Raw genomic sequence first — 15,043 nt, 5'->3', positions numbered from 1 at the left:
CTAGGGTCGTGTCCCAAGTGAGCTTGGGCCGGCCGGTTGTCTATTCGCGCCCTACCTTAAGGGAGAGGCGCGCTAAGGTCGAGATTAAAAATTCAGGTTGCGGGCAGGCGGTTTGATATCACCTGCCGGTCAACGGTATTGGAGGAAGACGTTGTCTCGCCCGAACTGGTCACGCAGGGCTTGAATCAAGGCATCCGCCGGGTCGATCCGCCAGGTCTCGCCAAACTGCAGCAAGGTCTTCGCATCAGGGCTGGTGTATTCCATGGTGATCGGGCACGCCCCGCGGTGACGCTTGAGCAAATCACCCAACCAGCGTAGTTGATCGCCTTTCAGGTCCTGGGTCTGCAACTTCAAGCGCAGGCTCTCGGCCAGGTTGGTGCGCGCATCTTCCATGCTCATCACCCGCTTGACCCGCAGGCGCAAGCCGCCGGAGAAGTCATCGTTGCTGACCTCGCCTTCGACCACCACCATCGCATCGGTCTGCAGCAGCGATTGAGCGGAGTGGAACGCCTCGGCGAACAGTGACGCCTCGATCCGTCCGGAGCGGTCGTCGAGGGTGATGAAGCCCATCTTGTCGCCCTTTTTGTTCTTCATCACACGCAGGGCAATGATCATCCCCGCCACGGTCTGGGTATCCCGGGCCGGTTTCAGGTCGATGATGCGCTGGCGGGCGAAACGGCGAATTTCACCTTCGTATTCGTCGATCGGGTGGCCGGTCAGGTACAGGCCAAGGGTGTCTTTTTCACCCTTGAGACGTTCCTTGAGGGTCAGTTCCTTGGCCTTGCGATGCAGTGCGTAAACGTCCGCATCTTCCTCAACGAACAGCCCGCCGAACAGGTCGGCATGGCCACTGTCGCGGGTGCGCGCAGTCTGCTCGGCCGACTTGATCGCCTCCTCCATCGCCGCCAGCAGTACGGCACGGTTGCGGTCGATGTTGGCCTGATAAGCCTTTTGCTCGTCATGGAAGTACGGGCCGAGGCGATCCAGCGCGCCGCTACGGATCAAGCCGTCCAGCGTGCGCTTGTTGATGCGTTTGAGGTCGACCCGGGCACAGAAGTCGAACAGGTCCTTGAACGGGCCTGCCTGACGTGCCTCGGTGATCGCTTCCACCGGGCCTTCGCCGACGCCTTTGATCGCGCCCAGGCCATACACGATGCGACCTTCGTCGTTCACCGTGAACTTGAACTCCGAGGTATTCACGTCCGGCGCGTCGAGGCGCAGCTTCATCGTGCGCACTTCTTCGATCAAGGTCACGACCTTGTCGGTGTTGTGCATATCCGCCGACAGTACCGCGGCCATGAACGGCGCCGGGTAGTGAGCCTTCAGCCAGGCGGTCTGGTATGACACCAGGCCGTAGGCGGCGGAGTGGGATTTGTTGAAGCCGTAACCGGCGAATTTCTCTACCAGGTCGAAAATGTTACCGGCCAGGTCCGCGTCAATATTGTTGGTGGCGCAACCTTCAATGAAGCCGCCGCGCTGCTTGGCCATTTCCTCGGGCTTTTTCTTACCCATGGCCCGCCGCAGCATGTCCGCACCACCGAGGGTGTAACCGGCCATGACCTGGGCAATCTGCATCACCTGTTCCTGATACAGGATGATGCCGTAAGTAGGTGCCAGGACGGGCTTGAGGCCCTCGTACTGGTAATCCGAGTGCGGATAGGCCAGTTCGGCGCGACCGTGCTTACGGTTGATGAAGTCATCCACCATGCCCGATTGCAGCGGGCCCGGACGGAACAGGGCCACCAGTGCGATCAAGTCTTCCAGGCAGTCGGGCTTGAGCTTTTTGATCAGCTCTTTCATGCCGCGGGATTCAAGCTGGAACACCGCGGTGGTTTCAGCTTTTTGCAGCAGCTGATACGTCGGTTTGTCATCCAGCGGGATGAACGCGATATCCAGCGGCGGTTCGTTGACCTTGGCGCGGTCGCGGTTGATGGTTTTCAGCGCCCAGTCGATGATCGTCAGCGTTCGCAGGCCGAGGAAGTCGAACTTCACCAGACCGGCCGCCTCGACGTCATCCTTGTCGAACTGGGTTACCAGGCCGTCACCGGCCTCGTCGCAATAGATCGGCGAGAAGTCGGTCAGCTTGGTCGGTGCGATCACCACACCACCGGCGTGCTTGCCGACGTTACGCACAACGCCTTCGAGCTTACGCGCCATCTCCCAGATTTCCGCCGCCTCTTCATCGACCTTGATGAAATCGCGCAGGATTTCTTCCTGCTCGTAGGCTTTTTCCAGGGTCATGCCGACTTCGAACGGAATCATCTTCGACAGGCGATCCGCCAGGCCGAACGACTTGCCCTGCGCCCGCGCCACGTCGCGCACCACAGCTTTCGCCGCCATGGAACCGAAGGTGATGATCTGGCTCACAGCGTTACGGCCGTACTTTTCGGCCACGTAGTCGATCACGCGGTCGCGACCGTCCATGCAGAAGTCGACGTCGAAGTCGGGCATGGATACCCGTTCCGGGTTAAGGAAACGTTCGAACAGCAGGTCGTATTCCAGCGGATCGAGGTCGGTGATCTTCTGCACGTAGGCCACCAGCGATCCGGCACCCGACCCCCGGCCCGGGCCCACCGGCACGCCGTTGTTCTTGGCCCACTGGATGAAGTCCATCACGATAAGGAAGTAACCGGGGAACCCCATCTGGATAATGATATCCAGCTCGAAATTCAGTCGGTCTACATAGACCTGCCGCTTGGCTTCGTAATCTTCAGTCGTGTCCCTTGGCAGCAGAACGGTTAACCGCTCTTCCAGACCTTCGAAGGACACCTTGCGGAAATACTCATCGATGGTCATGCCATCGGGGATCGGGAAGTTGGGCAAGAAGTGCGTGCCCAGCTTCACTTCAATGTTGCAGCGCTTCGCGATCTCGACGGAGTTTTCCACCGCATCCGGCAGGTCGCTGAACAGCTCGGCCATTTCCTCGGCGCTTTTCAGGTATTGCTGATCGCTGTAGTTCTTCGAACGACGCGGATCGTCAAGGGCCCGGCCCTCACCGATGCAGACGCGGGTTTCGTGGGCGGCGAAGTCTTCCTGCTTGATGAAACGCACATCGTTGGTCGCGACCAGCGGCGCACCGAGCTTGTCGGCCAGGGCCACGGCGCCGTGCAATTGTTCTTCGTCATTCGGACGGTTGGTACGCTGAATCTCCAGGTAGAAACGATCCGGGAACACCGCCATCCATTCGCGCGTCAGGACCTCGGCCTCAGCGGGGTTGCCGCCGATCATGGCCATGCCGATTTCGCCTTCTTTCGCGGCGGACAGCATAATCAGGCCTTCGTTGGCCTCGGCGACCCATTCGCGCTCGATGATGATCATGCCGTTGCGCTGACCTTCGATGAAGCCACGGGAAATCAGCTCGGTCAGGTTGCGATAACCCAGGGCATTCATGACCAGCAGGCTGATCCGGCTCAGCGGACCCTCCGGGTCCTTGTTCGACAGCCACAGGTCGGCGCCGCAGATCGGCTTGATCCCGGCGCCCATGGTGTTTTTATAGAATTTGACCAGCGAACACATGTTGTTCTGGTCGGTAACCGCAACGGCCGGCATGCCCATGCCGGTCAGGGCCTTGACCAGCGGCTTGATCCGCACCAGCCCGTCGACCAGGGAGTATTCAGTGTGCAGGCGTAGATGAACGAATGAAGCCGGCATAGTGATCCTGTCCAGTTACATAGAGACAACAAGGCCCGGATTGTACCGGGCCCTGAACAAAACATCAGCCTCGCCGCTAAACCTGCGTGAGGCCTTCCAGCGCTTCATAAGCCTGCCGCACCGGGGCAAACGAACGCCGGTGAATCGGCGTCGGCCCGAGGCGCACCAACGCTTCCAGATGAACGGGCGTCGGGTAGCCTTTATGGCCACCGATGCCGTAACCCGGATAGATCAATTCGAACGCCGCCATCTCGCGGTCGCGGCTGACCTTGGCCAGAATCGACGCGGCGGCGATGGCCGGCACCTTGCTGTCGCCCTTGACCACTGCTTCGGAACGCATCGGCAGTTTCGGGCAGCGGTTGCCGTCGATCATCGCCAGCTTCGGCTGGATGTGCAGCCCCGCCACCGCGCGCTGCATCGCCAACATGGTGGCGTGGAGGATGTTCAACTCGTCGATCTCTTCGACTTCGGCACGGGCGATGCACCAGCTCAGTGCCTTCTCGCAGATTTCGTCGTAGAGCTTTTCACGCTTGGCTTCAGTGAGTTTCTTCGAGTCGTTGAGACCAAGAATCGGACGGTTCGGATCGAGGATCACCGCCGCCGTGACGACCGCACCGCACAACGGGCCACGACCGACTTCATCAACGCCGGCCACCAACTCTTCGACTTCGGCGACCAGGGTGAAATCCAGGCCCATCTGCATGCTTGTCTTGCTCATCGTGTTTGACCGATCAGGTTCAGAACGGCGTCAGCCGCCTGATTGGAGGCGTCCAGACGCAGGGTGCGGTGGATTTCGTCGAAGCCGCGCGTCTGCTCTTCGCCACCGTCGATCAACGGCGACAGGGTCTGGGCGAGCGCTTCGACCGTCGCATCGTCCTGCAACAATTCCGGCACCAGCAGTCGCTGGGCCAGCAGGTTCGGCAGGGAGACGTACGGACTCTTGACCATGCGCTTGAGAATCCAGAACGTCAGTGGTGCAAGACGGTAAGCCACGACCATCGGGCGCTTGTACAGCAGCGCTTCCAGCGTGGCAGTGCCGGACGCGATCAGGACCGCGTTGCAGGCCGCCAGCGCCAGATGGGATTTGCCATCGAGCAAGGTCACCGGCAAGTCGCGACCGGCCAGCAGCTCTTCAAGCTGGGCCCGACGCTCGGGATTGGCGCACGGTATGACGAAGCGCAAACCCGGGCGCATGGCGCGCAGGCGTTCGGCGGTATCGAGGAACAGCGCACCCAGACGACTGACTTCGCCGCCGCGACTGCCCGGCATCAAAGCCACCAGCGGGCCATCCGGCAGTCCCAGTTCGGCGCGCGCAGCAGTGCGATCGGCTTCCAGTGGAATGGTATCGGCCAGCGTATGGCCGACGAACCGCACCGGCACGCCTTTCTCTTCGTAGAATCTGGCTTCGAACGGCAGCAGCGTGAGCATCAGGTCGCAGCCTTCGCGGATCTTCAGCACTCGCTTCTGCCGCCACGCCCATACCGAAGGGCTGACGTAGTGCACGGTCTTGATCCCGGCCTGACGCAGCTTGAGTTCGATATTGAGGTTGAAATCCGGCGCATCGATGCCGATGAACACATCCGGTTTTTCAGCGATCAGCGTGGCGATCAGGTCCTTGCGGCGCTTGAGCAGTTCACGCAGTCGCCCGAGGACTTCCACCAGCCCCATGACCGACAGCCGTTCCATGGGGAAGTAGGAGCTCAGGCCTTCGGCCTGCATCAACGGGCCGCCGACGCCGATGAACTCGACAGCGGGATGCTGTGCCTTGAGGGCACGCATCAGACCGGCGCCCAGAATGTCACCGGAAGCCTCACCCGCCACCAGCGCAATACGCAGATTGGCCATGATCAGCGGGTGATGCCGCGAGACGACGACTGGATGGAGTCACGGAACACCGCGACTTCCGGGAACTGGGCTGCAGGCTCGGCCAGTTCGGCCAGGGCTTGCTCGACAGTCAGTCCCTGGCGGTAGACGGTTTTATAGGCGCGGCGCAAGGCATGAATGGCATCCTCGCTGAAACCACGACGGCGCATGCCTTCGAAGTTCATGCTGCGCGCTTCGGCCGGGTTGCCGAACACCGTGACGAACGCCGGAACGTCCTTGCCGATGGCGGTGCCCATGCCGGAAAAGCTGTGGGCGCCAATGTGGCAATACTGGTGCACCAGGGTGAAACCGGACAGGATCGCCCAGTCCTCGACGTGCACATGCCCGGCCAACGCGGTGTTGTTGACCAGAATGCAGTGGTTGCCGATGACGCTGTCGTGACCGATGTGGGCGTAAGCCATGATCAGGTTGTGATCGCCCAGGGTGGTTTCCGAGCGATCCTGAACGGTACCACGGTGAATCGTCACGCCTTCACGGATAACGTTATGGTCACCGATCACCAGACGGGTTTCTTCACCCTTGTACTTGAGATCAGGCGTGTCTTCGCCTACCGAGGAAAACTGGTAGATGCGATTGTGCTTGCCGATTCGGGTCGGGCCTTTGAGGATCACGTGTGGCCCGATCACTGTCCCCTCGCCGATTTCCACACCTGCGCCGATGATCGACCACGGGCCGACCTCGACACCTTCAGCCAGTACGGCCGAAGGATCGATGATTGCGCGAGGGTCAATCAAACTCATACTTTTTGTTCCGCGCAGATGATCTCGGCGGAGCAGACCGGCTTGCCATCAACCGACGCCTGGCATTCAAACTTCCAGATCTTGCGCTTGCAGCTAATGAACGTGGCCTCAAGAATCAACTGATCGCCAGGCTTGACCGGCTGGCGGAAACGCAGTTTGTCGGAGCCGACAAAGTAGTAAAGCGTGCCATCAGCGGGCTTCACGTCGAGCATCTTGAAACCGAGAATCCCGGCTGCCTGAGCCATCGCTTCGATAATCAGGACGCCCGGCATGATCGGATGCGCAGGGAAGTGACCATTGAAGAACGGTTCGTTGATGCTGACATTCTTGTAGGCGCGAATTCGCTTGCCTTCAGTATCCAGGTCCACCACCCGGTCCACCAGCAGGAACGGGTAACGGTGAGGCAGGTATTCGCGAATCTCGTTGATGTCCATCATTTCGGGGGGAAGCCTATGTAAAGATTGGGAGCGCGACTGACGCGCACTCCTCTAGCAAATCAAGGAGGCAGTCCAGAGGCTGTGCACTCTTGATATGGAAATGGTATCAGCCTTCAGATGAAGCATTACCGCCAGGGGTCACTTCCCCTGCCCGCTTTTCCAGCTGTTTCAACCGTCGCGCGAGGTCATCGAGCTGACGGATGCGTGCCGCGCTTTTGCGCCATTCGGCAGCCGGCTGCATGGCTGTACCGGAAGAATAGGCACCCGGCTCGGTAATCGAGTGAGTCACCATGGTCATCCCGGTCAGGAAAACGTTGTCGCAAATATCGATGTGCCCCACCAGGCCAACACCGCCGGCGAGCATGCAGTGCTTGCCGATTTTGGTGCTGCCGGAAATCCCCACGCACGCCGCCATGGCGGTGTGATCACCGACCTGAACGTTGTGGGCGATCTGAATCTGGTTGTCGAGCTTCACACCGTTGCCGATCACGGTATCGGCCAACGCACCGCGGTCGATGGCGGTATTCACGCCGATCTCCACATCGTCGCCAATGGTCACGCCGCCGATCTGGGCGATTTTCTGCCAGATGCCTTTCTCGTTGGCAAAGCCGAAGCCTTCACCGCCGAGCACTGCACCGGACTGGATCACCACCCGCTTGCCGATACGCACATCGTGATACAGCGTCACCCGCGGGGCCAGCCAGCCACCCTCGCCGATTTCGCTGCGGGCACCGACAACGCAATGCGCGCCGAGTGTCACGCCTGCACCGATCCGGGCGCCGGCCTCGATCACCACAAAGGGACCGATGCTGGCAGTCGAATCGACCACGGCGTCCGAAGCAATCACTGCAGTCGGATGGATACCGGCTGCAGATTTCGGCTTCGGATCGAACAGGTGGGAAATGCGTGCGTAAGCCAGATAAGGATCCGGCACCACCAACGCATTACCGGCATAACCTTCGGCATCAGCCGCTTTGAGCAGCAGTGCCGCCGCCTGCGAGCCAGCGAGGTATTTGCGGTATTGAGGGTTTGCCAGAAAGCTCAACTGAGCTGGGCCAGCCTCCTGCAAGGTGGCTAGCCCAGTAATTTGCTTCTCGGGGTCGCCACTCAGGGTGGCACCGAGGAACTCGGCCAACTGGCCGAGTTTGATAGTCACGGTCATGGGTTACTTCAGCTGATTCATGCGCTCGATAACCTGGCGCGTGATGTCATATTGAGGTTTGACATCGATCACTGCGCCACGCTCGAACACCAGGTCAAAACCACCTTTCTTGATGACTTCTTCCACTGCGCTATCCAGTTTCGGCTTGAGCTGCTTGAGCATTTCACGGTCAGCAACGGCTTTGGCTTCGTTCAGTTCCTTGGACTGGAACTGGAAGTCACGGGCCTTTTGCTTGAATTCCAGCTCCAGACGCTCACGCTCGCCCTGCTGCATCTTGTCGCCACCCGCCATCAAACGATCCTGAATGCCCTTGGCGCTGCTTTCCAGCGTCTTGAGCTTGGTCAGTTGAGGGCCGAACTTCTTCTCGGCATCCACAGCGTATTTCTTGGCTGCGTCGGATTCCAGCAGTGCCATCTGATAGTTCAGAACAGCGATTTTCATGTCGGCAAATGCCGGGCCTGCCACCAGTACGGAGGCCAGGAGAACCAATTGAGTCAACTTACGCACGATGCACTCCTACAAAATCCATTGTCGTTATCTTGGGTCAGACGCTTAGAACGTCTGGCCGAGGGAGAATTGGAACACTTGAGTTTCAGCGTTATCCGGTTTCTTGATCGGTGTGGCCAACGCGAAGCTCAAAGGACCCAGTGCGGTAACCCAAGTCACGCCGACACCGACGGAACTGGCCATGTTGCTCAGGCTGATGTCGTTGCACTTGGTGCTGGACTTCGAGCCATCGGCGTTCACAGTATCCTTGCACTGCGAGTCAAACACGTTACCCACATCCCAGAATACCGAAGTACGCAGGGAGCGCTGATCCTTGACGAATGGCAGCGGGAACAGAACCTCGACACCGCCCTGAATCAGGACGTTACCACCGAACGGAAGCGGATCCTGGTCCGGGTCTGCCAAGGTGCCAGGGTTGGTACCCTTGCTTGGCGTACTGCGTGGACCGAGGGTGCTGTCCTTGAAGCCACGTACCGAGTTGAAACCACCAGCATAGTAGTTTTCGTAGAATGGCAAGCCATCAGTCGAACCATAACCGTCGCCGTAACCCAGTTCGGTATGCAGACGCAGTGTGTAGTTCTCGGTGATCGGCTGGAACAGCTGGCCACGGTAATCAAGCTTGTAGAACGACAGGTCGCTGCCAGGAATGGTCGATTCCAGGGTCAGGCTCTGGGAACGGCCACGGGTTGGCAACACGCCTTTGTTCAGGGTGGATTCGGACCAGCCGGCCGACGCCTTGAAGTTCAGGTATTGGTCGCCTTCCTTCTTGACGAAGTCGAAAATCTCGTCAACGGTGTAAGTACCGGTCTTGATCTTGTCCTGCTGAGCGGACAGACCGAAGGTCAGACGCGAAGTCTCGCTGATCGGGTAGCCAACGTTCACACCGGCACCCAGGCTGTCTACCGCATAGCTTGCTACGTCGACATCGAGGTCTTTGTAGTCGGTGGTGCGATAGAACGCGTTGTAGCCCAGGCTCACGCCATCGGCGGTCCAGTAGGGGTCAACGTAGCCGAAGTTGTAACGGCTCTGGTATTCGCTTCGGGTCAGGCCGACGCTGACGCGGTTACCGGTACCCAGGAAGTTGTTCTGGGTGATCGAGCCACCGAGGATCAGACCGGCGCTCTGGGCGAAACCGACGCTGGCGGTGATCGAGCCGGAAGCCTGCTCTTCAACGCTGTAGTTCACGTCAACCTGGTCGTCGACACCCGGAACGGCCGGGGTTTCAACGTTGACCTCTTTGAAGAAACCCAGACGCTCCAGACGGGTCTTGGACTGGTCGATCAGGTAGGTCGAAGCCCAGCCACCTTCCATCTGACGCATTTCACGGCGCAGCACTTCGTCTTCGGACTTGGTGTTGCCACGGAAGTTGATGCGGTTGACGTAGGCACGCTTGCCCGGATCGACAGCGAACAGGATGTCCACGGTGTGGTCATCATCGTGCGGCTGCGGAACACCGTTGACGTTGGCGAAGGTGTAGCCCTCGTTACCCAGACGACGAGTGATCAGTTCCGAGGTGGTGGTCATCAGCTTGCGCGAGAACACCTGGCCTTTCTGCACCAGCAACAGCGACTTGACCTGATCCTCAGGGACTTTCAGGTCACCGCTGAGCTTGACGTCACGAACGGTGTACTTCTCGCCTTCGGTCACGTTGACGGTGATGTAGACGTGTTTTTTGTCCGGAGTGATGGACACCTGGGTCGAAGCGATATCCATGTTGATATAGCCGCGGTCCAGGTAGTAGGAACGCAGACGCTCCAGGTCACCGGAAAGCTTTTCACGGGCGTACTTGTCGTCGTTCTTGAAGAACGACAGCCAGTTGGTGGTTTTCAGTTCGAACAGGTCGGTCAGGTCTTCTTCAGGGAAAACCGTGTTGCCCACCACGTTGATGTGCTGAATGGCAGCGACGGTGCCTTCGTTGATCTTCACTTTCAGGCCGACACGGTTACGCGGCTGCGATACCACTTCGGTATCAACCGTGGCCGAGTAACGACCTTGTGCAACGTATTGACGTTGCAACTCGTTGCGCACGCCTTCGAGGGTCGCGCGCTGGAAGATCTCGCCTTCGGACAGACCGGATTGCTTGAGGCCTTTCATCAGGTCTTCGGTGGAGATCGCCTTGTTGCCTTCGATCTCGATGCTGGCGACCGATGGACGTTCGACGACAGTGATCACCAGAACGTTGCCTTCGCGGCCCAGCTGGATATCTTGAAAGAAACCGGTTTTGAACAACGCACGAGTGGATTCCACCAGGCGACGATCATCCGCCTGCTCGCCGACGTTCAACGGCAAGGCACCAAAGACGCTACCCGCGGAGACCCGCTGGAGGCCATTGACGCGAATATCAGAGATAGTGAAGGACTCGGCGTGAACTTCGGCGATCATCAATACGGTGAGAACCGCAGTTAGCAGCAGACGTTTCATGAAGTCCTTTCTTATTCCAACTGGCAATAAACAAACTGCCGCAAAATGCGGCAGATTCGCAATTCAGCGAAGCGTTACAGTCGACCCAGATCGTTGACCAGAGCAAGCAACATCACCCCGACCACCAAACTGATACCGATCTGTATCCCCCAACCTTGCACCCGATCCGACAAGGGACGACCACGCGCCCACTCGATCAGATAAAACAACAAATGCCCCCCATCCAGTACAGGAATGGGCAGCAAATTCAGAACCCCCAGGCTAATACTCAGATAAGCAAGGAAATTCAGGAAATCAGCGACACCCGACTGGGCAGAAGCGCCCGCCACTTTAGCAATGGTTATCGGTCCACTCAAGTTTTTTACCGAGAGCTCGCCGAACAGCATTTTCTTCAGTGAATCCAGCGTCAGGACACTCATGGTCCAGGTACGGCGGGCACCCTCGCCAATCGCGGCCAAAGGACCATAACTGACCTCGCGGATCATCTCCGGCGGCCAGTCGACAGCTTTCACTCCCGCCCCCAGATAACCACTTGGCGATTTGCTCTCGCCGCGCGCAGCCAAGGTCACAGGGACGTCGATTTGAGCACCGTCGCGCTCAATGTGCAGCATGATTTTGGTATCAGGACGCGTACGAACGGTGTCGACCACTTGCTGCCAGTCATCCAGCGCCTTGCCATCCAGCGCCAGCAGACGGTCGCCGGTTTTCAGCCCGGCTGCCTGTGCCGGGCCCTTTGGATCGAGCTCAGCGAGAATCGGCGGCAGAGCCGGACGCCACGGGCGAATACCCAAGGAGCGAATCGGATCCGGCTCGTCGGCACCCTTCAGCCAGTGATCGAGTGCAAGTTCACGTGGCGAATCGGCCGTGGAGCCCTGCTCGCGCACCAGCACCTGCAAGGAACCACTTTCCCCCAGACGACGCACCAATTGCAGATTGACCGCAGCCCAGCCAGAAGTCGGCTCGCCGTCGATGGCAATGATTTCCTGGCCCGCACTCAGCCCGGCCTTTGCCGCGAGACTGCCGGACTCGACCGCACCGATGACCGGACGCACCTGTTCGCTGCCCAGCATGGCCAGCACCCAGAAGAACACCATGGCCAGCAGGAAGTTGGCGACCGGGCCAGCTGCAACGATGGCAATACGCTGACGAACGGACTTGCGATTGAAGGATTGATGAAGCTGATCAGCGGGCACTTCGCCTTCACGCTCGTCGAGCATCTTGACGTAGCCACCCAGCGGAATGGCCGCGACAACAAACTCGGTACCCTGCTTGTCATGCCAGCGCAGTAATGGCATGCCGAAGCCTACGGAAAAGCGCAAAACCTTGACGCCACAGCGACGCGCGACCCAGAAGTGGCCGAATTCGTGAAAGGTGACCAGCACACCCAAGGCGATCAGGGTGCCGGCAATCATATAGAGCGCGCTCATCTACTTTCTCCGCAATCCTGTTCTATGCCGCGTGGAGCCTGTACCGCAGGGTCTATCGACCGTGACGGGTCAACCATTGCCCGGCCAGAGCGCGTGCTGCCGCGTCCGCCGTGAACACCGCATCGAGATCATTCAGAGCAACCACTGGCTCGAGATTCAACACTTCCTCGATGATACTCGCGATTTCCAGGTAGCGAACCCGCCCGTCGAGAAACGCTGCCACTGCCACTTCATTCGCGGCATTGAGCATGGCCGGAGCACTGTTGCCGGCCTCAGCCGCCTGACGCGCAAGTCGCAGACACGGGAAGCGCTCTTCATCGGGCGCTTCGAAGTCCAGGCGCGCGATGGCAAACAGGTCCAATGGCGCCACGCCGGAATCGATGCGCTCAGGCCAGGCCAGCGCATTGGCGATCGGGGTGCGCATGTCGGGGTTGCCCAACTGCGCCAGCACCGAGCCGTCCACATAATCAACCAGAGAATGAATCACGCTCTGCGGATGGATCACCACTTCGACTTGCGACGGCCTGGCATCGAACAACCAGCAGGCCTCGATCAATTCGAGGCCCTTGTTCATCATGCTGGCCGAATCCACGGAAATCTTGCGCCCCATGGACCAGTTCGGATGAGCACAGGCCTGGTCGGGTGAAACATGCGCCAGTTCGGCCATCGGCGTCTGCCGGAAAGGACCGCCGGAGGCTGTCAGCAAAATCCGACGTACGCCAACAGTACTCAAGCCACGGGCAAAATCCTGCGGCATGCACTGGAAAATCGCATTGTGCTCGCTGTCGATTGGCAGCAGGACCGAACCGCTCTTGCGCACAGCGTCCATGAACAAGGCGCCGGACATCACCAGCGCCTCCTTGTTGGCCAGGAGGATCTTCTTGCCTGCCTCGACCGCAGCAAGGGTCGGACGCAGACCGGCGGCGCCGACGATGGCAGCCATTACGGCATCCACCTCAGGGGCAGCCGCGACCTGACACAGGCCCTCCTCCCCCACCAGCACCCGAGTCGACAGCCCCGCGGCACGCAAGTCGTCCTGCAAGCCACGAGCGGCGCCGACTTCCGGCACTACAGCAAACTGAGGGACATGGCGCACGCACAAGGCAAACAGCTCACTGAGACGAGTAAAGCCGCTCAGTGCAAAAACCTGATATCGCTCAGGGTGACGAGCAATGACATCGAGGGTGCTCAGACCGATCGAGCCGGTTGCCCCCAGCACGGTAATCTGCTGCGGGCGACTCACGGCGCAGCCATCCACAGCAACACCGCGAATACCGGGATCGCCGCTGTCAGACTGTCAATGCGATCCAGTACGCCGCCATGACCAGGCAGCAGATTACTGCTGTCCTTGATGCCGGACTGGCGCTTGAACATGCTTTCCGTCAGATCGCCCACCACCGAGATGAACACGATCAGCGCAGCGCCGATCAGGCCCTTGAACAACTGCGCCACCGTCCAGTCACGAAACAGGGCGACCAGCGTGGTGATCACCAGGCTCAGCGCCAGACCGCCATACACGCCTTCCCAGCTCTTGCCCGGGCTGACTTGCGGGGCCAGCTTGCGCTTGCCGAAAGCGCGGCCGGAGAAATAGGCACCGATATCGGCGCCCCAGACCAGCACCATCACTGCCATGATCAGCCAGTTGCCCAGCGGGTATTGCTTGATCTGGACCAGCCCTTGCCAGGCCGGCAGCAAAATCAACAAACCGATCACCAGTTTGCTGGCGGCGCTGGCCCAGCGTTCGCTGGAGCGCGGATAGGTCAGCACCAGCCAGGTCGCCACCGCCCACCAGATCACCGAGGCGCCGAGCACCCAAGGCGCCAGCCCCGGCAGGATGTACATGACGAACAACATCAGCGCGACCACTGCCGCATAACCGACGCGGAACGATTGCGCAGTAAAACCGGCCAGGCGCGCCCATTCCCAGGCACCCAGACTCACGACCAGCCCGATGAACAGCGCAAAACCGGAACCCTCGAGCAGGAAAAACCCGCCCAAGGCGATCGGCAGCAGGATCAGCGCAGTGATGATTCGTTGTTTAAGCATTAAACCCGGGCTCCAGCTTCGATCTGCTCGCTCGTTTTACCGAAACGACGCTGACGCGAAGCGAAATCGGCCAGCGCAATACGCATGGCATCGTGTTTGAAGTCCGGCCAGAACAGGTCGGAGAAGTACAACTCGGCATAGGCCAGTTGCCACAGCAGGAAGTTGCTGATGCGGTGCTCGCCGCCAGTGCGGATGCACAGATCCGGCAGCGGCAGGTCACCGGTCGCCAGACAGGTTTGCAACAGATCCGGCGTGATGTCTTCCGGACGCAGATGCCCGGCCTGAACCTCACGAGCCAGACGCTGCGCCGCTTGCGCGATATCCCACTGACCGCCGTAGTTGGCAGCGATCTGCAGGACAAAACGATTGGCGCCCGCGGTCATGGCCTCGGCTTCGCGCATGGCAGCTTGAAGCTCGGGATGGAAACGCGAGCGGTCGCCAATGATGCGCAGACTGATGTTGTTGTCGTTGAGGCGCTTGGCCTCACGACGCAATGCCTTGAAGAACAGGTCCATCAAGGCACTGACCTCATCGGCCGGGCGCTGCCAGTTCTCACTGGAAAAGGCGAACAGGGTCAGCACCTCGACCCCGGCCTCGGCACACACCTCGATCACCGCCCGAACAGCGTCCACGCCCGCTTTATGCCCGGCGACACCCGGCATAAAGCGTTTTTTCGCCCAGCGATTGTTGCCATCCATGATGATCGCGACATGGCGCGGCACCGCGGACGGCGCAGTCTGCTTGGTCTTATCCATTTAAAGCTCGACC

At 59.7% G+C, this 15,043-nt stretch carries 12 protein-coding genes; all 12 read right to left on the bottom strand.

The features are described 5' to 3' along the window. Positions 1-129 precede the first annotated feature (129 nt). On the bottom strand, positions 130-3,651 hold the full coding sequence (gene dnaE / locus AC1RME_RS18490; RefSeq protein ID WP_096819619.1) for a DNA polymerase III subunit alpha: 3,522 nt from the start codon (positions 3,649-3,651) through the stop codon (positions 130-132). A 76-nt stretch (positions 3,652-3,727) separates the two neighbouring features. Beyond that, positions 3,728-4,354 (bottom strand): ribonuclease HII, encoded by a 627-nt coding sequence (gene rnhB / locus AC1RME_RS18485; RefSeq protein WP_085712847.1) that lies wholly within the window; start codon positions 4,352-4,354, stop codon positions 3,728-3,730. An 11-nt stretch (positions 4,355-4,365) separates the two neighbouring features. Further along, positions 4,366-5,496, bottom strand: a complete 1,131-nt coding sequence (lpxB, locus tag AC1RME_RS18480; RefSeq protein WP_096819620.1) for a lipid-A-disaccharide synthase — start codon at positions 5,494-5,496, stop codon at positions 4,366-4,368. Positions 5,497-5,498: 2 nt separating this feature from the next. After that, entirely contained in the window at positions 5,499-6,275 is a 777-nt protein-coding gene (gene lpxA / locus AC1RME_RS18475) for an acyl-ACP--UDP-N-acetylglucosamine O-acyltransferase (protein WP_085712845.1), read from the bottom strand. Next, positions 6,272-6,712: a 3-hydroxyacyl-ACP dehydratase FabZ gene (gene fabZ, locus AC1RME_RS18470; RefSeq protein WP_042557884.1), complete on the bottom strand. Its 441-nt coding sequence runs from the start codon at positions 6,710-6,712 to the stop codon at positions 6,272-6,274. Before fabZ ends, lpxA begins: the two co-directional genes overlap by 4 nt. A gap of 106 nt (positions 6,713-6,818) precedes the next feature. Next, positions 6,819-7,874, bottom strand: coding sequence for a UDP-3-O-(3-hydroxymyristoyl)glucosamine N-acyltransferase (gene lpxD, locus AC1RME_RS18465; RefSeq protein ID WP_096819621.1), 1,056 nt, complete (start codon positions 7,872-7,874; stop codon positions 6,819-6,821). 3 nt (positions 7,875-7,877) lie between these two features. Beyond that, positions 7,878-8,381 (bottom strand): OmpH/Skp family outer membrane protein, encoded by a 504-nt coding sequence (locus tag AC1RME_RS18460; protein WP_003222140.1) that lies wholly within the window; start codon positions 8,379-8,381, stop codon positions 7,878-7,880. A gap of 45 nt (positions 8,382-8,426) precedes the next feature. Beyond that, positions 8,427-10,802, bottom strand: coding sequence for an outer membrane protein assembly factor BamA (gene bamA / locus AC1RME_RS18455; protein WP_096819622.1), 2,376 nt, complete (start codon positions 10,800-10,802; stop codon positions 8,427-8,429). A gap of 74 nt (positions 10,803-10,876) precedes the next feature. Next, complete coding sequence (gene rseP / locus AC1RME_RS18450; RefSeq protein WP_096819623.1) at positions 10,877-12,229, bottom strand: sigma E protease regulator RseP; 1,353 nt, start codon at positions 12,227-12,229, stop codon at positions 10,877-10,879. Between the two features lie 52 nt (positions 12,230-12,281). Then, entirely contained in the window at positions 12,282-13,472 is a 1,191-nt protein-coding gene (gene ispC / locus AC1RME_RS18445) for a 1-deoxy-D-xylulose-5-phosphate reductoisomerase (RefSeq protein ID WP_096819624.1), read from the bottom strand. Continuing rightward, positions 13,469-14,275: a phosphatidate cytidylyltransferase gene (locus AC1RME_RS18440; protein ID WP_096819625.1), complete on the bottom strand. Its 807-nt coding sequence runs from the start codon at positions 14,273-14,275 to the stop codon at positions 13,469-13,471. The genes ispC and AC1RME_RS18440 overlap by 4 nt, the downstream gene beginning before the upstream one ends. Continuing rightward, complete coding sequence (uppS, locus tag AC1RME_RS18435) at positions 14,275-15,030, bottom strand: polyprenyl diphosphate synthase (RefSeq protein ID WP_096819626.1); 756 nt, start codon at positions 15,028-15,030, stop codon at positions 14,275-14,277. Before uppS ends, AC1RME_RS18440 begins: the two co-directional genes overlap by 1 nt. Positions 15,031-15,043 lie beyond the last annotated feature (13 nt).

The sequence above is a fragment of the Pseudomonas sp. GW822-FHT03F08 genome, assembly GCF_058801265.1.
This window is presented reverse-complemented; position numbering and strand designations above follow the sequence as displayed.